The sequence below is a fragment of the Enterobacter sp. K510 genome, assembly GCF_055804875.1.
In genome coordinates this window covers 24,987-45,475 of record NZ_JBNRLQ010000016.1, presented here as the reverse complement: position 1 = coordinate 45,475, position 20,489 = coordinate 24,987, and the positions used below count along the sequence as shown (strand labels likewise).

At 56.6% G+C, this 20,489-nt stretch carries 21 protein-coding genes and 1 pseudogene; 14 read left to right on the top strand and 8 right to left on the bottom strand.

What is annotated here, in order from left to right; genetic code table 11:
* Positions 1 to 154: 154 nt before the first annotated feature.
* Genes ACQUTD_RS20950 through ACQUTD_RS20940 form a run of 3 tightly spaced genes read left to right on the top strand, consistent with a single transcriptional unit; the run spans position 155 to position 2,957 of the window.
* A complete protein-coding gene (locus ACQUTD_RS20950; RefSeq protein ID WP_473276082.1) occupies positions 155 to 976 on the top strand; it encodes an ATP-binding cassette domain-containing protein in 822 nt (273 codons plus the stop codon).
* Positions 977 to 996: 20 nt separating this feature from the next.
* Positions 997 to 1,953 carry an ABC transporter substrate-binding protein gene (locus ACQUTD_RS20945; RefSeq protein ID WP_473276078.1) on the top strand — a complete coding sequence of 319 codons (957 nt, stop codon included), beginning with the start codon at positions 997 to 999 and terminating at the stop codon, positions 1,951 to 1,953.
* Positions 1,953 to 2,957, top strand: coding sequence for an iron chelate uptake ABC transporter family permease subunit (locus tag ACQUTD_RS20940; protein ID WP_473276076.1), 1,005 nt, complete (start codon positions 1,953 to 1,955; stop codon positions 2,955 to 2,957). Before ACQUTD_RS20945 ends, ACQUTD_RS20940 begins: the two co-directional genes overlap by 1 nt.
* A gap of 58 nt (positions 2,958 to 3,015) precedes the next feature.
* Here the strand turns inward: ACQUTD_RS20940 and ychF are convergent, their stop codons facing one another.
* Together ychF and pth are read right to left on the bottom strand one after the other, a co-directional pair.
* Complete coding sequence (ychF, locus tag ACQUTD_RS20935) at positions 3,016 to 4,107, bottom strand: redox-regulated ATPase YchF (RefSeq protein WP_072568682.1); 1,092 nt, start codon at positions 4,105 to 4,107, stop codon at positions 3,016 to 3,018.
* Between the two features lie 126 nt (positions 4,108 to 4,233).
* A complete protein-coding gene (gene pth, locus ACQUTD_RS20930; RefSeq protein WP_072568681.1) occupies positions 4,234 to 4,818 on the bottom strand; it encodes an aminoacyl-tRNA hydrolase in 585 nt (194 codons plus the stop codon).
* Between the two features lie 272 nt (positions 4,819 to 5,090).
* Here pth and ychH point away from each other — a divergent pair, with 272 nt between their 5' ends.
* Positions 5,091 to 5,369, top strand: coding sequence for a stress-induced protein YchH (gene ychH, locus ACQUTD_RS20925; protein ID WP_072568680.1), 279 nt, complete (start codon positions 5,091 to 5,093; stop codon positions 5,367 to 5,369).
* 54 nt (positions 5,370 to 5,423) lie between these two features.
* Here ychH and dauA read toward each other — a convergent pair whose 3' ends face one another.
* The 4 genes from dauA to lolB form a co-directional block, all read right to left on the bottom strand.
* A complete protein-coding gene (dauA, locus tag ACQUTD_RS20920) occupies positions 5,424 to 7,112 on the bottom strand; it encodes a C4-dicarboxylic acid transporter DauA (RefSeq protein ID WP_473276073.1) in 1,689 nt (562 codons plus the stop codon).
* Between the two features lie 116 nt (positions 7,113 to 7,228).
* Positions 7,229 to 8,176 (bottom strand): ribose-phosphate diphosphokinase, encoded by a 948-nt coding sequence (gene prs / locus ACQUTD_RS20915; RefSeq protein ID WP_088218684.1) that lies wholly within the window; start codon positions 8,174 to 8,176, stop codon positions 7,229 to 7,231.
* Positions 8,177 to 8,300: 124 nt separating this feature from the next.
* Positions 8,301 to 9,167, bottom strand: a complete 867-nt coding sequence (gene ispE / locus ACQUTD_RS20910) for a 4-(cytidine 5'-diphospho)-2-C-methyl-D-erythritol kinase (RefSeq protein ID WP_072569460.1) — start codon at positions 9,165 to 9,167, stop codon at positions 8,301 to 8,303.
* On the bottom strand, positions 9,167 to 9,790 hold the full coding sequence (lolB, locus tag ACQUTD_RS20905) for a lipoprotein insertase outer membrane protein LolB (protein WP_473276071.1): 624 nt from the start codon (positions 9,788 to 9,790) through the stop codon (positions 9,167 to 9,169). The genes ispE and lolB overlap by 1 nt, the downstream gene beginning before the upstream one ends.
* 200 nt (positions 9,791 to 9,990) lie before the next feature.
* Between lolB and hemA the strand changes: the two genes are divergently transcribed.
* From hemA to ACQUTD_RS20865, 8 genes and pseudogenes are all read left to right on the top strand, one after another.
* A complete protein-coding gene (hemA, locus tag ACQUTD_RS20900) occupies positions 9,991 to 11,247 on the top strand; it encodes a glutamyl-tRNA reductase (protein WP_473276069.1) in 1,257 nt (418 codons plus the stop codon).
* A gap of 41 nt (positions 11,248 to 11,288) precedes the next feature.
* Positions 11,289 to 12,371, top strand: coding sequence for a peptide chain release factor 1 (prfA, locus tag ACQUTD_RS20895; RefSeq protein WP_318363688.1), 1,083 nt, complete (start codon positions 11,289 to 11,291; stop codon positions 12,369 to 12,371).
* Positions 12,371 to 13,210, top strand: coding sequence for a peptide chain release factor N(5)-glutamine methyltransferase (gene prmC, locus ACQUTD_RS20890; RefSeq protein ID WP_473276067.1), 840 nt, complete (start codon positions 12,371 to 12,373; stop codon positions 13,208 to 13,210). The genes prfA and prmC overlap by 1 nt, the downstream gene beginning before the upstream one ends.
* Before the next feature lie 62 nt (positions 13,211 to 13,272).
* Positions 13,273 to 13,454, top strand: a pseudogene (locus ACQUTD_RS20885) (SirB2 family protein); the annotation flags it as partial.
* A gap of 3 nt (positions 13,455 to 13,457) precedes the next feature.
* On the top strand, positions 13,458 to 14,267 hold the full coding sequence (gene sirB1, locus ACQUTD_RS20880; RefSeq protein WP_473276140.1) for an invasion regulator SirB1: 810 nt from the start codon (positions 13,458 to 13,460) through the stop codon (positions 14,265 to 14,267).
* A gap of 33 nt (positions 14,268 to 14,300) precedes the next feature.
* Complete coding sequence (kdsA, locus tag ACQUTD_RS20875; RefSeq protein WP_072568673.1) at positions 14,301 to 15,155, top strand: 3-deoxy-8-phosphooctulonate synthase; 855 nt, start codon at positions 14,301 to 14,303, stop codon at positions 15,153 to 15,155.
* A 175-nt stretch (positions 15,156 to 15,330) separates the two neighbouring features.
* Positions 15,331 to 15,633 (top strand): type II toxin-antitoxin system MqsR family toxin, encoded by a 303-nt coding sequence (locus ACQUTD_RS20870; RefSeq protein ID WP_473276065.1) that lies wholly within the window; start codon positions 15,331 to 15,333, stop codon positions 15,631 to 15,633.
* Between the two features lie 2 nt (positions 15,634 to 15,635).
* On the top strand, positions 15,636 to 16,037 hold the full coding sequence (locus tag ACQUTD_RS20865; RefSeq protein ID WP_318363685.1) for a type II TA system antitoxin MqsA family protein: 402 nt from the start codon (positions 15,636 to 15,638) through the stop codon (positions 16,035 to 16,037).
* A 45-nt stretch (positions 16,038 to 16,082) separates the two neighbouring features.
* Here the strand turns inward: ACQUTD_RS20865 and chaA are convergent, their stop codons facing one another.
* Positions 16,083 to 17,183, bottom strand: a complete 1,101-nt coding sequence (chaA, locus tag ACQUTD_RS20860; protein ID WP_473385745.1) for a sodium-potassium/proton antiporter ChaA — start codon at positions 17,181 to 17,183, stop codon at positions 16,083 to 16,085.
* A gap of 275 nt (positions 17,184 to 17,458) precedes the next feature.
* Here chaA and chaB point away from each other — a divergent pair, with 275 nt between their 5' ends.
* Positions 17,459 to 17,689, top strand: a complete 231-nt coding sequence (gene chaB, locus ACQUTD_RS20855) for a putative cation transport regulator ChaB (protein ID WP_318363684.1) — start codon at positions 17,459 to 17,461, stop codon at positions 17,687 to 17,689.
* 199 nt (positions 17,690 to 17,888) lie between these two features.
* Positions 17,889 to 18,584: a gamma-glutamylcyclotransferase gene (locus ACQUTD_RS20850; protein WP_318363683.1), complete on the top strand. Its 696-nt coding sequence runs from the start codon at positions 17,889 to 17,891 to the stop codon at positions 18,582 to 18,584.
* A gap of 37 nt (positions 18,585 to 18,621) precedes the next feature.
* Here ACQUTD_RS20850 and ACQUTD_RS20845 read toward each other — a convergent pair whose 3' ends face one another.
* Positions 18,622 to 20,406: a methyl-accepting chemotaxis protein gene (locus ACQUTD_RS20845; protein ID WP_473276061.1), complete on the bottom strand. Its 1,785-nt coding sequence runs from the start codon at positions 20,404 to 20,406 to the stop codon at positions 18,622 to 18,624.
* Positions 20,407 to 20,489 lie beyond the last annotated feature (83 nt).

Sequence of the window (20,489 nt, the reverse complement as noted above, 5' to 3'; positions counted from 1 at the left end):
GCGGGTATGGCAGGGGATAGTCTGAAAAGAAAACCCTCGTTTGATCTTTATGTCATGGGGGGGGGCATAAATCGCAGCATCAGAGAAGATGGATTTTCTGTTTAATGTTATGTTATAACATAGTGCATGTGTTTCTTGATCAGTAAACAGCATCGTGAAAAACAACAGCGCTATCCCGCAAACAGGCCATGCGGATGCACAGGATTGCATTCTGAGTGTCGATATCCGGTCTTCCGGGCGACCGGGGGGCGGAAGGTTACTTTCAGACATCCGTTTTACGGTTAAAACCGGGGAATGCCTGGCCATTATCGGGCCTAACGGTAGCGGGAAATCGTCATTATTACGGGCCATCAGTCAGGAACTGACGCCTCTTCACGGCGACATTCGTCTGCGGGGCCGTTCTTTATCCGCTTTATCTCCTCAACAACGGGCCAGACAGGTAGCTGTACTGGCGCAAAATGATACGCCTGATTTACGGCTTTCCCTGGAAGACTATGTGGCGCTGGGGCGTATTCCTCATGCCGGACGTGTGCCGCGCCATGAAGATGACGCGATTATCGCCAGCGCCATTAAAGAAAGCGGATTGCAGCACCTGCGCAGGCGATCGCTGTTTGCCCTTTCTGGCGGCGAAAGGCAGCGGGCGGCGCTGGCACGTGTACTGGCGCAGACGCCTGATCTGGTCCTGCTGGATGAACCGACCAATCATCTCGATCCCCCCGGGCGCGAGGAATTACTGTCGCTGGTGAAAAGTAAGGGGATGGCGGTGGTGGCGGTTTTGCACGATCTGACCCTTACGGGATCCTTTGCCGATCGGGTACTTCTCCTGTCACAGGGGCGTTCCACAATCTGCGACACCCCGGATAAGGTTCTGATTTCAGAACACCTGTATCCCGTCTTTGGATTAACCAGCTTTACCGTACCGCACCCTGAGACAGGAAGGGCGTTGCGTATTTTTGAAGTGCCGCATTGTGCGTAAATGAATTCTGAGAGTCAGTCATGAAAAAAATGCTTATCACCCTACTGGCCGTGCTGTCTGTTTCTGCAGCCAGCGCGGCCGATTTTCCGGTGACTATCGAGAGTTGCGGAACGCCGGTGACTTTCACCGGCCCGCCGAAAAGAGCGATTATCAACGATCTGAATATGGCGGAAATGGCCTTTGCGCTGCATCTGCAGGATCGCATTGTCGGGCTGACGGGGATCAGCGGCTGGTACAAGATGACGCCGCAATTTAAACAGGCGATGGGGACGATCCCAGAACTGGCGCCAAAGTATCCCGGGCTTGAGGTCTTACTGGCCGCGGAACCTGATTTCTTTTTTGCCGGCTGGAACTATGGCATGAAGCCCGGCGGTGAAGTGACGCCGGATACCTTAGCCAGATACGGCATCAGGACCTTTGTTCTCAGTGAAAGCTGCGTATTCACCACCGCACACAAAAATAAAGCCACTATGGATCTGTTGTATAACGACGTCCTCACGCTGGGTAAGATTTTTGGTAAGCGCGAAGAGGCGCAGGCGCTGGTCAGCGGCTGGAAAAAAAGACTAAATGCCTTACCAGAGCGGGCCGCGGGAACCCGACCTTTAAAGGTCTTTGTTTATGATTCAGGCGAGGATAAGCCCTTTACCAGCGGCAAATACGCTATGCCTGAAGCCATCATTGAGGCGGCTGGCGGCAAAAATGCGCTGGACGCGCTGGAGACCAGCTGGGGCACGACCTCCTGGGAAAGCGTCGCGGCGACGGCGCCGGACTTTATCATTTTGCTGGATTACCAGACGGGCAGCGGCGCGGACGCGCTGCGTCATTTTCTGGAAAATCATCCGCTAATGAACCAAACCCCCGCGGTTCAGCATCAGCGCTACCTTAAACTTCAGTATGCCGAACTGACGCCGGGACCGGCTAACGTTGAGGCGGTGGAAAAACTGGCGCGGGCGATGTACCCGACGGCGGCAAATTAATGCGTATGGCCTACCGCTATCACTGGGCGATGTGGGGCGCGCTGGCGGTGTTGATCGGCTTAATGCTGTTCAGTATTACCCGCGGCGCGGTTCCACTCACGCTGTGGCAGGTGCTGGGAGCGCTGAAGGTGGTGGAGGTACCGGTAACAGCTATGGTCACCACTATCGTCACGGATTTGCGCTTACCCAGGACACTCCTTGCGGCACTGACCGGGGCGGGGCTGGCGATGGTCGGGGCGCTATTGCAGACCACCACGCGTAATGACCTGGCGGATCCCTTCCTGTTTGGCCTCTCATCCGGCGCATCAGCCGGGGCTGTTCTGGTGATCACCCGTTTTGGCGATCGGCTGGGTGCCCTGACGCTGCCCGTCGCGGCCTTTGCCGGGGGGCTTTGTTCGGCAATCGCGGTACTGCTCCTGTTCCATTTTAAAAAACAACGCGGCGCTGAGCATCTGGTGCTTTGCGGGCTGGCCATCTCGTTTTTATTTGGCGCGCTCACCAGCTATTTGATTTTTTCCGGCGATCAGCGGGCAGCCAGTTCCGTGCTGTTCTGGTCACTGGGCGGGCTGGGGTTAGCCACCTGGAGTAATCTTCCCTTCGCGCTGCTCAGCCTGCTGGTGATCGTTATTTTTGTCCTGTTCCGCTGGCGCGCCCTGGATGGCGTACTGGCCGGAGAACAGACCGCGCTCTCGCTGGGTATTAACGTCAGCCGCCTGCGCATCGAGATATTTCTCTGCTGTGCACTGGCGACCTCACTGCTGGTGGCATTAACCGGCGTAATTGGCTTCGTGGGATTAATGGTGCCGCACCTGTGCCGGCATTTCGCGGGGGTAAAGCATCTGCGCTTGCTGCCGTTATGCGGCATCTGGGGGGCGATCCTGTTGTGCGGCGGAGATATTGTCAGCCGGACAATGCTGGCACCGCAGGAGTTGCCGATTGGCATTATCACGGCGGGTATCGGTGGCGTGTTTATTATCACCTTACTGGCACGGAACGCACCCTGAAGCGCGGGCAAAAAAAATCCACGCCGGAGCGTGGATTTGAGCAGGTATAACGCGATCGTCAGACGTTGAACAGGAAGTTCATCACGTCGCCATCTTTCACGATGTAGTCTTTGCCTTCCGCACGCATCTTACCGGCTTCTTTCGCGCCCTGTTCGCCTTTGTAGGCGATGAAGTCTTCAAACGCGATAGTCTGGGCGCGGATAAAGCCTTTTTCGAAATCGGTATGGATCTTACCGGCAGCCTGCGGGGCAGTGGCGCCAACCGGGATGGTCCAGGCACGTACTTCTTTCACGCCAGCGGTGAAGTAAGTTTGCAGGTTCAGCAGTTCGTAACCGGCACGGATCACACGGTTCAGGCCCGGCTCTTCCAGACCCATTTCCGCCATAAATTCAGCGCGATCGGCATCGTCCAGCTCAGCGATATCAGCTTCAACCGCCGCACAAACGGCAACCACCACTGAACCTTCTTTGGCGGCGATTTCGCGCACTTTATCGAGGTACGGGTTATTTTCAAAACCGTCTTCGTTAACGTTGGCGATGTACATGGTCGGTTTCAGCGTCAGGAAGCTCAGGTAGCGGATCGCGGCTTTGTCTTCGTCGGTCAGGTTCAGGGAACGCAGCATGCCCGCTTCAGCAAGGTGAGGCAGACATTTTTCCAGCGCCGCCTGTTCAGCCTTCGCGTCTTTATCGCCGCCTTTGGCTTTTTTCTGCACGCGGTGCAGGGCGCGCTCGCAGGTGTCGAGATCGGACAGCGCCAGCTCGGTGTTGATGACGTCGATATCCTCAGCCGGATCGACTTTATTATTCACGTGGATAATGTTGTCGTTTTCGAAGCAACGCACCACGTGACCAATAGCTTCGGTTTCACGGATGTTGGTCAGGAACTGGTTGCCCAGGCCTTCACCTTTGGAAGCGCCTTTAACCAGGCCTGCGATGTCCACGAATTCCATGGTGGTCGGCAGAATGCGCTGCGGCTTGACGATTTCAGCCAGCTGATCCAGACGCGGGTCAGGCATCGGCACAACGCCGGTATTCGGCTCAATGGTACAGAACGGGAAGTTCGCCGCTTCGATGCCCGCTTTGGTGAGCGCATTGAACAGGGTAGATTTACCGACGTTCGGCAAGCCGACGATACCGCATTTGAATCCCATGGTTTAAATCACCTTAATGTCTTGATATTCAACCCGTTAGAGATAACAGATTGTAGAAAAGTTAATAACTCTGCCTATTATACACGTAACCATCATCGTGCGGGGCAAAAAAGCCATGCACCGCGCTTACTGGGCCTTAAAAGTATGCAGCCGGTTGGTCGCTTTGGTTAACCCATCCGTAAGCCAGATTTCGGTACAGCGCGCCGCTTCGTCTACCGCATCGTCGATCAGCTTCTGTTCGGAGACGGGCGGTTTGCCCAGCACGAAGCCAACAACTTTGTTTTTATCGCCCGGATGACCAATTCCCACCCGTAAGCGATGAAAATTGGGGTTATTGCCCAGCTTGCTGATAATGTCTTTCAGGCCGTTATGCCCGCCATGCCCGCCGCCCAGTTTGAATTTTGCCACGCCCGGCGGCAGGTCCAGCTCATCATGCGCCACCAGGATCTCATCCGGATTGATGCGATAGAAGGTGGCCATCGCCGCCACGGCTTTACCGCTCAGGTTCATAAAGGTGGTGGGCACCAGCAGGCGCACATCGGCGCCGGCAACATTAATGCGCGAGGTGAAACCGAAGAATTTTGGCTCTTCACGCAGCGGCGCGCGAAAGCGTTCGGCCAGTAAATCAACATACCAAGCACCCGCATTGTGGCGGGTGGCAGCATACTCAGCGCCTGGATTGGCCAGGCCGACAATGAGTTTAATCGTCACGTCTTCGTTCCTGAAGGGATCACATTCTGGGGCGTAGTTTACGTGGTGCGGGGCCGGTTGACAAAGTTCTGCTGCGGTTATCAGGAAATCCCAATAATTCAGAGTGTGAACTATTAGAAAATCAAGCAGTTCAGCGGTTTATATGTAAAGTTGTGTTTATCTGATGTTAATAACTGTGATCGTCGCCGCAACCGTTCTGTGGGGTGTTGCCTATACTTTACACACAAGGAACAGGGACTTTTCCCTGCAACCCGGCATCCCGGAGGTGACAGATGAAACGCAAAAACGCGTCGTTGCTCGGTAACGTATTAATGGGTTTAGGACTGGTGGTGATGGTGGTTGGCGTGGGCTACTCCATACTGAATCAGCTTCCGCAGTTTGACCTGCCGCAATACTTCGCCCATGGCGCTATTTTAAGCATCTTCGTCGGTGCGATCCTGTGGCTGGCGGGGGCGCGCGTCGGCGGGCATGAGCAGGTATGCGATAAGTACTGGTGGGTGCGTCACTACGATAAACGCTGCCGCCGCGACCAGAATCATCGCCACAGCTGATAACATTGGTTCTGGCCTTCAGGCCCGGCAAGCTTGCGCCGCCGGGCCATAGCGTCACAGATCGGCCAGCGCCGCAGTTTTATCCGGATAGAATGACAGACGCCCTTCAATCGGCTTAATACCTGCGCGCGCCATTGTGCGTAGCGGCTGGAACTCCAGATTACTCACCCGCAGTTCGCAACCTTCCGGCAGACGTTCCACAAAGCGCTTAAATGCATCCAGCCCGCCTGCGTCCAGCACCGGTACCGCATCACATTTCAGCACCACTATGCGTTTGCCCACGCAGCGCGTCGCCAGATCGGTAAACAGGCTGTCTGCAGCCGCGAAAAATAACGGCCCGATCACCCGCAGCACCAGTACATCTTCCGGCACTTCCACATTTACCGGTGCCAGCCGCGTCATGCGCGCAATACGGCGCATAAACAGCAGCGAGGCGAGAACGATGCCGACGCTGATGGCGATCACCATATCGAACAGCACGGTCAGGGACATGCACAGCAGCATCACAATAATGTCGTCTTGCGGGCCAGTGCGCAGCAGGTTCACCACTTTATGCGCTTCACTCATATTCCATGCCACCATCAGCAGCAGAGCGGCCATCGCCGACAGCGGCAGCCAGGAGAGCAGCGGGGCTAAGATCAGCAGCGCGAGGATCACCAGCAAAGCGTGAATAACAGAGGAAACAGGAGAGGTTGCTCCGGCGCGCACGTTGGCCGCCGAGCGGGCGATAGCGGCGGTGGCGGTAATGCCGCCAAAGAAAGGCGCCACCAGGTTTCCCAGCCCCTGGCCAATGAGTTCGCCGTTGGCTTTATGCCGTGTGCCGGTCATGCCGTCGAGCACGACCGCGCAGAGCAATGATTCGATCGCGCCGAGCATCGCCATAGAAAAAGCAGCCGGAAGCAGGGCGCGCAGGGAGGCCCAGCTCAGGGTAAAGTCCGATCCCGGCATATCCCACGGCAGCACCAGCTGCGGCAGCAGTTGCGGAATACCGTTGCCCCGGGTGCCGTCCGCCAGCACATAATGGAACTGCGAGCCGATGGTCGCCACATGGCCGCCCGCGAGGTTAACCACCACCATCACGGCGCAACCTGCCAGCAGCGCGGGCAGATGGCCGGGCAGGCGGATCCCAAGCCGGGGCCAGAAAATCAGCGTGCCAAGGGTCACCACGCCGATGGCGGCATCCCCCGGATTGAGTGTCGGCAGCGCGCCTGCCAGCGCGCCCACTTTCTGCAGATAGTGCTCGGGGACCTGCGTCAGGTGCAAACCGAGAAAATCTTTGATCTGCATGGTGGCGATGGTAATGCCGATCCCCGAGGTAAACCCGAGGGTAACCGACAGTGGAATATACTCAATCAGGCGACCAAAACGGGCGAGGCCAAACAGGATCAGGAATACGCCGGACATCAGGGTGGCGACCAGCAGCCCCGCCAGTCCGAACTGTTGAGATACCGGATAAAGGATCACCACAAAAGCGGCAGTAGGACCGGAGACGCTGAAGCGCGAGCCGCCGGTCAGCGCAATGACAATCCCGGCAACCGCCGACGTGTACAGACCATACTGCGGGGCCACGCCGCTGCCTATCGCCAGCGCCATCGCCAGCGGGATGGCAATAATGCCAACGGTGATCCCGGCAATCAGATCGCGGGTAAAGCGCGACAGAGAGTATTTTTCTTTCCAGCAGGCGTCGATAAGGGCGCGAAAAGGAAGAGCATCAAAAGACGTCAATTTTTTCACTGTTTTCATTTCATTCAGGCGCAATCCATTTATTTCATGAATAATTAAAATGGAAAGCATTAATCATACAAATAAAAATCACAGACAAAAAAACCCGCCGCGGCGGGTTTTTACGCTGTGTCCGATTAGTGCTCGAACATCGCAGAGATGGATTCTTCGTTGCTGATACGACGAATCGCTTCCGCCAGCATACCTGACAGGGTCAGGGTACGGACGTTCGGCAGAGATTTGATTTCGTCAGTCAGCGGAATGGTGTCGCAAACCACCACTTCGTCGATGACGGAATGACGCAGATTGTTAGCCGCATTGCCGGAGAAGATCGGGTGAGTCGCGTAGGCGAATACACGCTTGGCGCCACGTTCTTTCAGGGCTTCAGCCGCTTTACACAGGGTACCGCCGGTATCGATCATATCGTCAACCAGCACGCAGTCACGACCGGCCACGTCACCAATAATATGCATCACCTGGGAGACGTTCGCGCGCGGGCGACGTTTGTCGATGATAGCCATATCGGTATCGTTAAGCAGTTTGGCGATAGCACGGGCACGCACCACGCCGCCGATGTCCGGAGAAACCACAATCGGGTTATCCAGATTCAGTTGCAGCATGTCTTCCAGCAGGATCGGGCTGCCGAACACGTTATCAACCGGCACATCAAAGAAGCCCTGGATCTGTTCAGCATGCAGGTCAACGGTCAGTACGCGGTCAACGCCCACGCTGGAGAGGAAATCGGCGACAACTTTTGCGGTGATAGGCACACGCGCGGAACGCACGCGGCGATCCTGACGGGCATAGCCAAAATAAGGAATAACAGCGGTGATACGACCTGCAGAAGCACGACGCAGCGCATCAACCATAACAACCAACTCCATGAGGTTGTCATTGGTGGGAGCACAAGTGGACTGGATGATGAAAATATCACCACCGCGTACATTTTCATTAATTTGTACGCTGACTTCGCCGTCGCTAAAGCGACCTACAGCGGCGTCGCCGAGGGAAGTGTACAGGCGGTTGGCAATACGTTGTGCTAGTTCCGGGGTGGCGTTACCAGCAAAAAGCTTCATATCAGGCACGAGAAGAACCTCAGGCATGCGTCCAGTGGTGGATAGCGTCGCCAAAAACTGTGCGGGCCAGGCAAAACACTATCCAGCGGTGTATTAAAGAGCGCGATGCAACGTCTGGAACAGGGTGACGTTGTCACCGGAGCTCAGGTTGCCCAAACATAGCCTGGTGCAGTGGAGAAAGGTTTACACCTTTCGCGACAAAACCATGTAGCCAGTCCGGGGCTTGCTCCAGCACCTGACGCGCAGAGGACTCGGTGTCAAATTCAGCAAAGACACAAGCTCCTGTGCCAGTCAGGCGCGACGGCGCGTATTCTAACAGCCAGGAAAGCGCGGCATCAACCTCGCGAAAACGTTTTCTTGCGATAACCTCGCAATCGTTGCCGAATTCACAATTTAGCAACGTATTAATTGACCTTTTCGGCGTGTCTCTTGGCAAATCAGGATCTTTGAAAATAACCGGGGTAGGAATACTGACGCCGGGATGCATCACCAGATACCATTTTTCCGGCGGATCGACCGGGATCAACTGCTCACCGACGCCCTCTGCGAAGGCCGCATGACCGCGCACAAATACCGGCACATCCGCGCCAAGTTGCAGGCCCAGATCCGCCAGTTCATCCACCGACAAGCCGCAGCCCCAGAGATGATTCAGCGCCACCAGCACGGTGGCGGCATTAGATGAGCCGCCGCCCAGACCGCCGCCCATGGGCAGACGTTTTTCAATGCGGATGTCAGCGCCGCTCCCGGCTGGCAGACAATCGCGCTGACGGGCGGCGTCCATTAATAACCGCGCCGCGCGCACGATGAGGTTTTCCTCATCCGGCACGCCAGCCACCGGCGTCAGCAGGCGGATAGCGCCATCGTGACGGGGCGCGATACTGAGGGTGTCACCATAATCCAGAAACTGAAACAGCGTCTGAAGCTCGTGATAACCATCGCTGCGCTGACCGGTAATGTATAAAAAGAGATTAAGTTTTGCCGGAGAGGGCCACTGGGTCATCATTTCACAATCCAGTTATCCATTTTAAGTTTGATGCGCTGCCCGTCCTGCGTCAGCTCCATGCTGGCGGGCAGGCTCGGTTTGGTTTTCTCGTCATAATCGCCGTAAACCACTTTCCAGGTTTTGCCGCCTTCAGAGTAGTTCAGTTCGCTCAGACGGTACTGGCTGTCGAGTTTGTAGTCTGTCGCCTCGCCCGGCAGACCCAGGATCCACTGGCGCAGGCTATTGAGCGGGATCGGCATGCCGGTCAGCTTGCTGATGGTCTCTTCCGCATCGGTCGCGGTATAGCGCTGGCCTTTATTATCGACGATCTGCACGTTACCTGGACGAGCGCTCAGCTCCAGCTCCGTACTGCCCAGCGGATTGGTCAACAGCAGACGGTAGTTATCCTGGCCGGTTTGCTGCCAGAAATAGCGGGCATACACTTTCTGCTCAGGGGAAATATAGGCAAAGGCGCCGCGGGTCTGATACTGGTTCAGATTACGCACCTCCTGCTGATGCTGCCGCCACTGCGGGGAGTCAGGGCTTTTACCCGGTCCTTTTGGCGCGGTGAGTGTACAGGCGGTCAGCACAAGGCTGGCGAGCGGCATAAGGCGGAGCAGGCGGGTATTGGCTGACATCATAATGAGGAAAAATCCTTGTAATACGTTGCAGTTATATCGTTAATGCTAGCGCCGCGGCGGCACAGCGTCTACGTTCAACTTGTCTTAAATCATTATATTATCGATTACTCCAAAAGGGGGCGCTCTCTTTTATTGACCTCACGCATCCTGTATGATGCGCACAGACTAACCTTATCAACGCTGGTACTACTCCCGCTGACATGACCCTTTTAGCGCTCGGCATCAACCACAAAACTGCACCTGTTGCGTTGCGAGAACGTGTTTCGTTTTCGCCGGATACGCTCGACCAGGCGCTGGAAAGCCTGCTGGCTCAGCCAATGGTGCAGGGCGGCGTGGTGCTCTCGACGTGCAACCGCACCGAGCTTTACCTCAGCGTGGAAGAGCGTGACGATTTACAGGAAGCGTTGATCCGCTGGCTGTGCGATTACCATCATCTTAATGAAGAAGAACTGCGTAAAAGCCTCTACTGGCATCAGGACAACGACGCCGTCAGCCATCTGATGCGCGTCGCCAGCGGGCTGGATTCACTGGTGCTGGGCGAGCCGCAGATCCTGGGCCAGGTTAAGAAAGCCTTCGCCGATTCCAGCCGCGGGCATCACAACGCCACCGAACTGGAGCGCATGTTCCAGAAATCCTTCTCGGTGGCCAAACGCGTACGCACGGAGACCGACATCGGCGCCAGCGCTGTCTCTGTCGCCTTCGCCGCCTGTACGCTGGCGCGTCAAATCTTCGAATCCTTATCCACCGTCACGGTAATGCTGGTCGGCGCGGGTGAAACCATCGAACTGGTGGCGCGTCATCTGCGCGAGCATAAAGTGAAAAACATGATCATCGCCAACCGCACCCGCGAACGCGCACAGGTGCTGGCGGATGAAGTGGGTGCCGAGGTGATTTCGCTCAGCGATATCGATGAGCGCCTGAAAGACGCCGACATTATTATCAGCTCCACGGCCAGCCCGCTGCCCATCATCGGCAAAGGCATGGTGGAACGCGCCCTGAAAGCCCGCCGCAACCAGCCGATGCTGCTGGTGGATATCGCCGTGCCGCGCGACGTCGAGCCGGACGTCAGCAAGCTGGCGAACGCCTATCTGTACAGCGTCGATGATTTACAGAGTATCATTTCCCACAACCTGGCGCAGCGCAAAGCCGCCGCCGTGGAAGCGGAAACCATCGTTGAACAGGAAACCAGCGAATTTATGGCCTGGCTGCGTGCGCAAAGCGCCAGCGAGACCATTCGCGAATACCGCAGCCAGGCCGAACAGGTGCGGGATGAACTGACAGCAAAAGCCCTCGCAGCCCTGGAAAAGGGCGGCGATGCGCAAGCCATCATGCAGGATCTGGCGTGGAAACTGACCAACAAGCTGATCCACGCCCCAACCAAATCTCTTCAGCAGGCTGCCCGTAACGGGGATGACGAACGCCTGCATATTCTGCGCAACAGCCTCGGGCTGGAGTAGCACAACAACCTCTAATAACAGAACAGGGTGCATTTACGCCTATGAAGCCTTCTATCGTTGCCAAACTGGAAGCCCTGCACGAGCGTCATGAAGAAGTACAGGCGCTGCTGGGCGACGCAGGGATCATTGCCGACCAGGATCGTTTTCGTGCCTTATCGCGCGAATACGCTCAGTTGAGCGATGTCTCACGCTGCTTTACTGACTGGCGACAGGTTCAGGAAGACATGGAAACCGCGCAGCTGATGCTCGAGGATCCGGAAATGCGCGACATGGCGCAGGAAGAACTGCGCGAGCTGAAAGAGAAAACCGAACAACTGGAACAGCATCTGCAGGTGCTGTTGCTGCCGACCGATCCGGATGATGAACGTAACGCCTACCTTGAAGTGCGTGCCGGAACCGGCGGCGATGAAGCCGCGCTCTTTGCCGGCGATCTGTTCCGCATGTACAGCCGTTACGCGGAATCCCGCCGCTGGCGCGTGGAGATCATGAGCGCCAACGAAGGCGAGCATGGCGGTTATAAAGAAATTATCGCTAAAATCAGCGGCGAAGGCGTCTATGGCCGACTGAAATTTGAATCCGGCGGTCATCGCGTACAGCGCGTACCGGCCACCGAATCCCAGGGGCGCATTCACACTTCCGCCTGTACCGTGGCGCTGATGCCGGAATTGCCGGAAGCGGAACTGCCGGACATCAACCCGGCGGATCTGCGTATTGATACCTTCCGCTCCTCCGGCGCGGGCGGTCAGCACGTTAACACCACCGATTCGGCGATCCGTATCACCCACATTCCGACCGGGATCGTCGTGGAGTGTCAGGACGAACGTTCCCAGCACAAAAACAAAGCCAAAGCGCTTTCCGTGCTGGGTTCGCGTATTCGCGCCGCCGAAATCGCCAAACGCCAGCAGGCGGAAGCGTCCACGCGCCGTAACCTGCTGGGCAGCGGCGACCGTAGCGACCGCAACCGCACCTATAACTTCCCGCAGGGTCGCGTCACCGACCACCGCATCAACCTGACGCTCTACCGTCTGGATGAAGTGATGGAAGGAAAACTGGATATGCTGATCGAGCCTATCGTCCAGGAATACCAGGCCGATCAGCTCGCCGCGCTTTCCGAGCAGGACTGATGGATTACCACGCCTGGCTTCGCCTTGCCATTGAACAGCTTGCGGGCAGCGACAGCCCGCGGCGCGATGCCGAGATCCTGCTGGGATTTGTCACCGGACGCGCCCGCACTTTTATTCTTGCCTTCGGCGAGACGCTGCTGACGGACGCAGAACAGGCGCAGCTCAGCGAACTGCTGGCGCGCCGCGCGCAGGGCGAGCCGGTGGCGCATCTGGTGGGCGTGCGGGAGTTCTGGTCGCTGCCGCTTTTCGTCTCACCCGCCACGCTGATACCCCGTCCGGACACCGAATGTCTGGTGGAACAGGCGCTGGCGCGTCTGCCTGACTCACCCTGTCGTATTCTGGATCTGGGCACCGGCACCGGCGCAATCGCGCTGGCGCTGGCAAGCGAACGCCCGGACTGCGATGTGATTGCCGTCGATATGATGCCAGACGCCGTGGTCCTTGCCCGGCGTAACGCGGAGCATCTGCGTATCCGCAACGTCAGTGTGCTGCAAAGCCACTGGTTCAGCGCGCTGGACGGCGAGCGGTTTGCGATGATCGTCAGTAACCCGCCCTACATTGATGAGCAGGATCCGCACCTGTCGCAGGGGGATGTGCGCTTTGAACCGCGCACCGCGCTGGTGGCGGGCGATCAGGGCATGGCGGATCTGGCGTGGATTATCCATCACGCACAATCATTCTTACTACCCGGCGGAACGCTGCTACTGGAGCATGGCTGGCAGCAGGGCGCCGCCGTTCGCGCCTGTTTTGCCGCAGAGGGTTATGCGCAGATCGAAACCTGTCGCGATTATGGCGGTAACGAGCGCATCACGCTTGGCCGGTTGCCGCTACAGGAATAAGCGCGGTGAATGCTTTAACCCGTCTCGTCATGACTTTTCTCGTCGCTGTTGTCACGATGATGAAAGCGGCATGGCTGACGCAGGCGTCATTTGGCGTTATCATCACAGCGTTTTGGGTTTTCTTGCGCAGGGGTAATGTTGCCCTCGCAGCCAGCAGGCCGGGTTTATCGCGCTTCTGCTGGGGCTGGTGGTGCTGTACATCATCATTAAACTCGCCACCACAAAAATACCGTTACTGGGGTAAATGATGAAGTCGTTGGCAGATTTCGAATTTAATAAAGCGCCGTTATGTGACGGGATGATCCTCGTATCGGAGTTGATCCGCGATGATTTCCCCTCACAGTATGTCTACGACGAGCTGGAAGGGCTGGTCAGTCTGGCCCGGGAAGAGATTAGCGAGGCGAAGCCTCAGGACTGGCAACTGGAGAAACTCATCGAGCTGTTTTACGGTGAGTGGGGCTTTCGGGACACGCGCGGCGTCTACCGCCTGTCAGATGCTCTGTGGCTGGATCACGTGCTGAAAAATCGTCAGGGCAGCGCCGTTTCACTGGGCGCCATTTTGCTGTGGGTCGCGGACAGGCTGGATATTCCGCTGATGCCGGTGATCTTCCCGACGCAGTTAATTTTACGCGCCGAATGGATGGACAGCGAAATGTGGCTGATCAATCCGTTCAACGGCGACACGCTGGACGAGCACACCCTCGAAGTGTGGCTCAAGGGTAATATCAGCCCGATTGCGGAACTCTTTACTGAAGATCTGGACGAGGCCGACAACGCCGAAGTGATCCGCAAACTGCTGGATACGCTGAAATCGGCGCTGATGGAAGAGCAGCAAATGGAGCTGGCCCTGCGCGCCAGCGAAGCGCTGTTACAGTTCAATCCTGAAGATCCGTATGAAATTCGCGACCGCGGCCTGATTTATGCCCAGCTCGACTGCGACCATGTCGCGCTCAATGATTTAAGTTATTTTGTAGAACAATGTCCGGAAGATCCGATCAGCGAAATGATCCGCGCGCAGATTAACAACATCGCGCACAAGCAGATCACGCTGCACTGATACCTCCCGATCCAAACCTGATAAGGCGATCCTATGAAACAAAAAGTGGTTAGCATTGGCGATATTAACGTGGCAAACGACCTGCCGTTCGTGCTGTTTGGCGGTATGAACGTGCTGGAGTCACGCGATCTTGCTATGCGTATTTGTGAACACTACGTGACCGTTACGCAGAAAATGGGTATTCCGTACGTGTTCAAGGCCTCTTTTGACAAAGCCAACCGCTCGTCTATTCACTCCTACCGTGGCCCGGGCCTCGAAGAAGGGATGAAAATCTTCCAGGAGCTGAAGCAGACCTTTGGCGTGAAAGTGATCACCGACGTGCATGAAGCCAGCCAGGCGCAGCCGGTTTCCGAAGTGGTTGACGTGATCCAGCTGCCGGCCTTCCTCGCCCGTCAGACCGACCTGGTGGAAGCCATGGCGAAAACCGGTGCGGTGATCAACGTGAAGAAACCGCAGTTCGTAAGCCCTGGCCAGATGGGCAATATCGTGGATAAATTCCGCGAAGGCGGTAACGAGAAGGTGATCCTGTGCGACCGTGGCGCTAACTTCGGCTACGACAACCTGGTGGTGGACATGCTGGGCTTTAGCGTGATGAAGAAAGTCTCCGGCAACTCCCCGGTGATTTTCGACGTGACCCACGCCCTGCAGTGCCGCGATCCCTTTGGCGCGGCGTCCAGCGGTCGTCGCGGTCAGGTGACCGAGCTGGCACGCGCCGGCATGGCAACGGGGCTTGCTGGTCTGTTTATCGAAGCGCACCCGGACCCGGATAACGCGAAGTGCGACGGCCCGTCCGCACTGCCGCTGGCGAAGCTGGAACAGTTCCTTACCCAGATCAAAGCCATTGACGATCTGGTAAAAAGCTTCCCTGAGCTGGATACCGAGCACTAATCTTCCTCTTTAAACGCCATGCCGTTCAGTAAAAACAAACGGCATGGCTTTTTCATTTGTTTCACTCCATTTTGCGTAACCTCTCGCACCCCCCGTAAATACAGGCCTCGGCGCTTGTTTCTGCTTTTTCGGTTCATTAACCTATTTGCATAATTTGGCATTCAGGTTAATAATCATGACCGAAAAAGGAACCCCGCATACCCGTCTGGACGTTGTGAAAGCGCTGGTGCGCGCGGGAAAAATCCGCACGACGCTCAGTGCGCTTAATGACGCAGCGGCGTTGGGATTCAGTAGCCTGGAGGAGATGCTTGTTGTCATTCTGGCGCTGGAAACAAAGGATTTTTATAAGAGCATGACGGCTTATCACGATCATACGTGCTGGCATGACGTTTACCGTCCTGTTTTTAACGGGCTGCGTATCTACATGAAATTCATCGTCAGAGATGACGTGCTGATCGTATCGTTTAAGGAGCGATAACCATGAAATGCCCGATTTGCGGCGGCGCGGAACTGCAACATTTAACCCGCGATGTCGACTATGAATATAAGGGCCGTAAGACGCTGGTGCGCAATATCACCGGTGATTTTTGCGGAACCTGCGGTGAAATGATCCTGAATGAAGAGACGAGCGCGGCTTATATGGCTGCCATCAGCGCTTTTAATCGCGCCGTCAATGCCGAAGCGGTGGATCCGCATTTTATCGCCAGAGTACGCAAGCGTTTTAAACTCGACCAGCGTCAGGCGGCGGAAATTTTTGGCGGCGGGGCAAATGCTTTCAGTCGCTATGAAACAGGGCGGGTGGCACCGCCAAAACCGCTTATTCTGCTGTTTAAAGCGCTGGATAAGCATCCGGAACTCTTTGATGAGCTAATGCAGGCATAGCGCTAAGGGAAGCCGTATATACCGGCCTCCCTGCAGGCTATTGCGTCAGGCGAATATCGTCATCAGATAGGCGATAAACAGCGCCAGATGCGCCGCGCCGTTCAGCACATTGGTGCGACCGGTCGAGAATGACAGCTGACACAGCAACAGCGCGGACAGCATAACAATCATCTCCGGCCCGCCCAGGCTGAACACCAGATCGTTACCCGTCGCCCAGGCGATCAGCGTCACTACCGGTACGGTCAGAGAAATGGTCGCCAGCACTGAACCGAAGAACAGGTTCATCGCACGCTGCACCTGATTATTCAGCACCGCGCGCAGCGCGCCCAGGCCTTCCGGCGAGAGGATCAGCAGCGCCACCAGGAAACCGGTAAAGGCGACAGGGGCGTTAAGCTCCGTCAGCAGCGTTTCCAGCGGATTCGCGTTCATTTTGGTGACGGCGATAACCGCAACCAGATGAATAATCAGCCACAGCGCGTGCCACAGATTACTGTGCGCGGAGGGCTTGCCGTGGTGCGGATCGTCATCATCGCCATCATCTTCATGCTCGTAAACAAACAGGCTCTGGTGCGTTTTGGTCTGGATCAGCAGGAAAACGCCGTACATGGCGGCGGAAATCAGCGCGACCAGCAGGGCTTGCGAAGTGCTGAAATTACCGCCCGGCAGCGCCATGGGGAAGACCAGCACAATCACCGCCAGCGGGAAGAGGGCGATCAGATACTGTTTAATGCCAAACAGATTCATATACTGGGTGGCGAATTTCTGACCGCCCAGCAGCAGTGAAAAGCCCACCAGACCACCGGTCACAATCATAATGATGGAATAGAGCGTATCGCGCATCAGCGTCGGCGCGGCATCGCCGGTCGCCATCAGGGCGGAAATAAGGCTCACTTCGAGAATAACGACGGAAAGACTTAAAATTAATGAACCGTATGGCTCGCCGAGGCGGTGTGCCAGAACATCGGCATGGCGTACCACACTAAATGCGCTGCTTAATATCCCGACCAGCGCCAGCAGGTTGATACCAATGACCACTGGCAGTGACTGGCTGCTTCCCCACAGCAGCAGCACTGCCAGGGCCACTACCGGGAAAATGAGGGAGGTCTCCTTGTGGCGGTTTTTAACCGCCTCGATCGTTGTCGGCATTATCCATCTCCATGTTTGCAGGTGCGTAATAAGTTTAGTTTGAAAATTCAGCAGACCGGTAAAATAACAGATCCTGTTAATAAGCGGTGTTATTTTTACCTAATTTTACGGGAAAATCAGATTATCAATATGAAGTGGCTATATTTATAAGGTATTTTATTTATACCCATTAATAACAGTGATTTATATCGTTTGATTTTCAAAAATACCTCTGCGCTGGCAGCAATGCCGGTTGTCGTCCACACTTAGGTTTTATCCCTGAATGAGGACTTATCATGCCGTTTAAATCCCGAACCGACTTACCGGACAGCGTACAACATGTGCTACCTGCCCATGCGCAGGATATCTATAAAGAAGCCTTCAACAGCGCCTGGGATCAGTACAAAGATAAAGAGGATCGCAAGGGCGATGCCAGCCGTGAAGAGACCGCCCACAAAGTGGCGTGGGCAGCGGTGAAACATGACTATGAAAAGGGTGATGACGACAAATGGCACAAAAAGAAATAATCAGCTGAAATAAATACGCTTTAGATTTTCCTCCACCGCCCGATAACCATAAGTGAGCCGCTTACGCCTGCGTCTGGCTTGCAAGCGGCCCGTGAATTGCATATCGTCGTAGCGGGTTGCTTTCTTAAAAAGCACCAAAAAAGCCTGGAAGGCGTCAAAAAAGTAGTCGCATGGATGCACGCAGTGGTGGAGGTAAACGATGTTAACGCGTGATTTTCTGATGAACGCCGATTGTAAAACGGCGTTTGGCGAGATAGAAGAAGCTCTGCTCTGGTCGGCGGAACAGCGGGCGGCCTCACTGGCGGCGACCCTGGCCTGCCGCCCGGACGACGGCCCGGTATGGATCTTCGGCTACGGCTCCCTGATGTGGAACCCGGCGCTGGAATACACCGAGTCCTGTACCGGCACCCTGGTGGGCTGGCATCGCGCCTTCTGCCTGCGGCTGACCGCCGGACGGGGCAGCGCCTGCCAGCCGGGGCGTATGCTTGCCCTGAAAGAGGGCGGACGCACCACGGGCGTGGCCTACCGGCTCGCCGATGACACCCTGCACGACGAACTTTCGCTGCTGTGGAAGCGCGAGATGATCACCGGCTGCTATCTGCCGAGCTGGTGCAAACTCACCCTCGACGATGGCCGTACCATTAACGCGCTGGTCTTTATTATGGATCCGCGACATGCGCTTTATGAATCCGATACCCGCGCCCAGGTGATCGCCCCGCTGATTGCCGCCGCCAGCGGCCCGCTCGGCACCAACGCGCAGTATCTTTTCTCGCTGGAGCAGGAGCTGATTAAGCTCGGCATGCACGACGACTGCTTAAACGATCTGGTGGGCAAAGTGCGCCGCTTATTATGCGACGAAAAACCCGGCCCGGAGATGCAGCCAGGTTTTGCCTGATGTGACCGGCAGCGCAGGCGTCTGCGCTGCCTGACCATTAAATGCGGAAATGTCCCGCCGTTTCCGCCAGCTCCGCCGCCTGCAATTGCAGCGCATCCGCCGCTGCCGCAGATTCCACTACCAGCTCAGCGTTCTGCTGCACCATACGGTCAAGGTCGATCACCGCGTGGTTAATTTCCTGAATGCCTTTCATCTGCTCGCTGGTGGCGACGGTGATTTCACGCATGATCACCGACACGCTGTCGATGCCCGATACAATATCCCCCATGCTTTCCCCCGCCAGCCGCACATAACGTGAGCCGGTGGACACGCTCTGGGTGGTGGATTCGATCAGTGATTTGATCTCCTTCGCCGCCTGCGCGCTGCGGCTGGCAAGGGTACGCACTTCCCCGGCCACCACGGCGAAACCGCGGCCCTGTTCCCCGGCACGCGCCGCTTCCACCGCGGCGTTCAGCGCCAGAATATTGGTCTGGAAGGCAATGCCGTCGATGACGCTGGTAATATCGCCGATTTTTGACGACGCCTCTTCGATAGACTGCATGGTGGTGATCGCCTGTTTCACCACTTCGCCGCCGCGTGATGCGGCTTCAGAGGCGGCCTGCGCCTGGCCATTGGCCTGGGCGGCGGAATCGGTAGACTGGCCCACCGAGGCGGTGATCTGCTCGATGGCGCTGGCGGTGCCGCGCAGACTTGAAGCGGCCTGTTCGGTACGTCCGGAGAGATCCTGGTTACCGGCGGCAATCTCCTGAGCGGCAAATTTTACCGAGGTACTGGAATCCCGCAGTTTGACCATCACTACCGCCAGCTTATCGCTGAAGGCGTTAAAGGCACGGGCGATCTCCGCCACCTCATCGTTGCCGTTTTCCGGCAGACGCTGGGACAGATCGTCGGTGCCGTTGCTGATGGCGTGCATCGCATCGCGGATGGTGACCAGGCGTTTAAGCAGGGTCGCCACCAGCCAGTGCATCACCGCGCCGCCAGTAAGCACCAGCACGACAAGCGACAGCGCCGAAGCTTTAAGCTGGGCGCTCAGTCCGCTGGTGGCATCATTGTCATCCAGCGCCACCACCAGCAGCCACTGTGTGCCTTTCACCGGCGAGGCGAGCAGGGTTTTGTCGGCACCGGCCAGCGTGCCGTCTTCAGCGTGACCCGCTTTAAGGGCGCTGAATTCCACGCCCTGGATGGCGTCGCTGAAGGGTTTTAAGGTCAGCGCGGGGTCGCTGGCGGCGATCACCGTGCCGTCGCTGTCCAGCAGCAGGCCGCTGCTTTGCGGCGTGGGCTGAATACCCTGTACGTTCGCCACCACGCTGTCCATGGTCACATCACCGGCCACCACCGCCGTCAGCGTACCGTTCACTTTCACCGGCACCGCAAAGGTCACCACCAACTTACCGGTGCCCGCGTCCACATAGGGCGCGGTGACCACTGGCGCATCGGCTTTCAGCACCTGCTGATACCAGGGGCGGATAGTGGGATCGTAATCTGCGGGCACGCCGGTGGGATCGGAGAATTTGGCGGTTTTCGCCGCATTGCCGACATAAACGTTAGTAAAACCGCCCGCCTGAGCGATCTGTTTGAAGACCGGCACCGGATCGTCCTGCACCGCCACGCTCTGTAACGAGGCGATCATCGTCATCTTGCTGTTCACCCAGTCGGCGATTGCCAGACTGTGGCTGTTACTCGTGCTGGTTAAAATATCCTGCCGGGTCTGCTGGTTGTCCTGACGGGCCACCTGATAATTAATAATAGTGTTAAGAAGCAAAGCGATAGCCAGACAGCCTGCTGTCGCCACAATAATGCGCGCGCGAATGGACCTGATCATGATGTTGTACCTGCTGTGTTGTTATAAAAAAGCTATCGGCAACGCAGCAGGCAAACTTGATGCCCGTATGACATCTATAAGAA

What these genes read in the sequence shown, in the direction of transcription:
- ACQUTD_RS20945 (WP_473276078.1), top strand. Translation starts at nt 997, where the DNA reads ATGAAAAAAATGCTTATCACCCTACTGGCCGTGCTGTCTGTTTCTGCA.
- ACQUTD_RS20940 (WP_473276076.1), top strand. Translation starts at nt 1,953, where the DNA reads ATGCGTATGGCCTACCGCTATCACTGGGCGATGTGGGGCGCGCTGGCG.
- ychF (WP_072568682.1), bottom strand. Translation starts at nt 4,107, where the DNA reads ATGGGATTCAAATGCGGTATCGTCGGCTTGCCGAACGTCGGTAAATCT.
- ychH (WP_072568680.1), top strand. Translation starts at nt 5,091, where the DNA reads ATGAAACGCAAAAACGCGTCGTTGCTCGGTAACGTATTAATGGGTTTA.
- dauA (WP_473276073.1), bottom strand. Translation starts at nt 7,112, where the DNA reads ATGAAAACAGTGAAAAAATTGACGTCTTTTGATGCTCTTCCTTTTCGC.
- ispE (WP_072569460.1), bottom strand. Translation starts at nt 9,167, where the DNA reads ATGACCCAGTGGCCCTCTCCGGCAAAACTTAATCTCTTTTTATACATT.
- lolB (WP_473276071.1), bottom strand. Translation starts at nt 9,790, where the DNA reads ATGATGTCAGCCAATACCCGCCTGCTCCGCCTTATGCCGCTCGCCAGC.
- hemA (WP_473276069.1), top strand. Translation starts at nt 9,991, where the DNA reads ATGACCCTTTTAGCGCTCGGCATCAACCACAAAACTGCACCTGTTGCG.
- prfA (WP_318363688.1), top strand. Translation starts at nt 11,289, where the DNA reads ATGAAGCCTTCTATCGTTGCCAAACTGGAAGCCCTGCACGAGCGTCAT.
- prmC (WP_473276067.1), top strand. Translation starts at nt 12,371, where the DNA reads ATGGATTACCACGCCTGGCTTCGCCTTGCCATTGAACAGCTTGCGGGC.
- sirB1 (WP_473276140.1), top strand. Translation starts at nt 13,458, where the DNA reads ATGAAGTCGTTGGCAGATTTCGAATTTAATAAAGCGCCGTTATGTGAC.
- kdsA (WP_072568673.1), top strand. Translation starts at nt 14,301, where the DNA reads ATGAAACAAAAAGTGGTTAGCATTGGCGATATTAACGTGGCAAACGAC.
- ACQUTD_RS20870 (WP_473276065.1), top strand. Translation starts at nt 15,331, where the DNA reads ATGACCGAAAAAGGAACCCCGCATACCCGTCTGGACGTTGTGAAAGCG.
- ACQUTD_RS20865 (WP_318363685.1), top strand. Translation starts at nt 15,636, where the DNA reads ATGAAATGCCCGATTTGCGGCGGCGCGGAACTGCAACATTTAACCCGC.
- chaA (WP_473385745.1), bottom strand. Translation starts at nt 17,183, where the DNA reads ATGCCGACAACGATCGAGGCGGTTAAAAACCGCCACAAGGAGACCTCC.
- chaB (WP_318363684.1), top strand. Translation starts at nt 17,459, where the DNA reads ATGCCGTTTAAATCCCGAACCGACTTACCGGACAGCGTACAACATGTG.
- ACQUTD_RS20850 (WP_318363683.1), top strand. Translation starts at nt 17,889, where the DNA reads ATGTTAACGCGTGATTTTCTGATGAACGCCGATTGTAAAACGGCGTTT.
- ACQUTD_RS20845 (WP_473276061.1), bottom strand. Translation starts at nt 20,406, where the DNA reads ATGATCAGGTCCATTCGCGCGCGCATTATTGTGGCGACAGCAGGCTGT.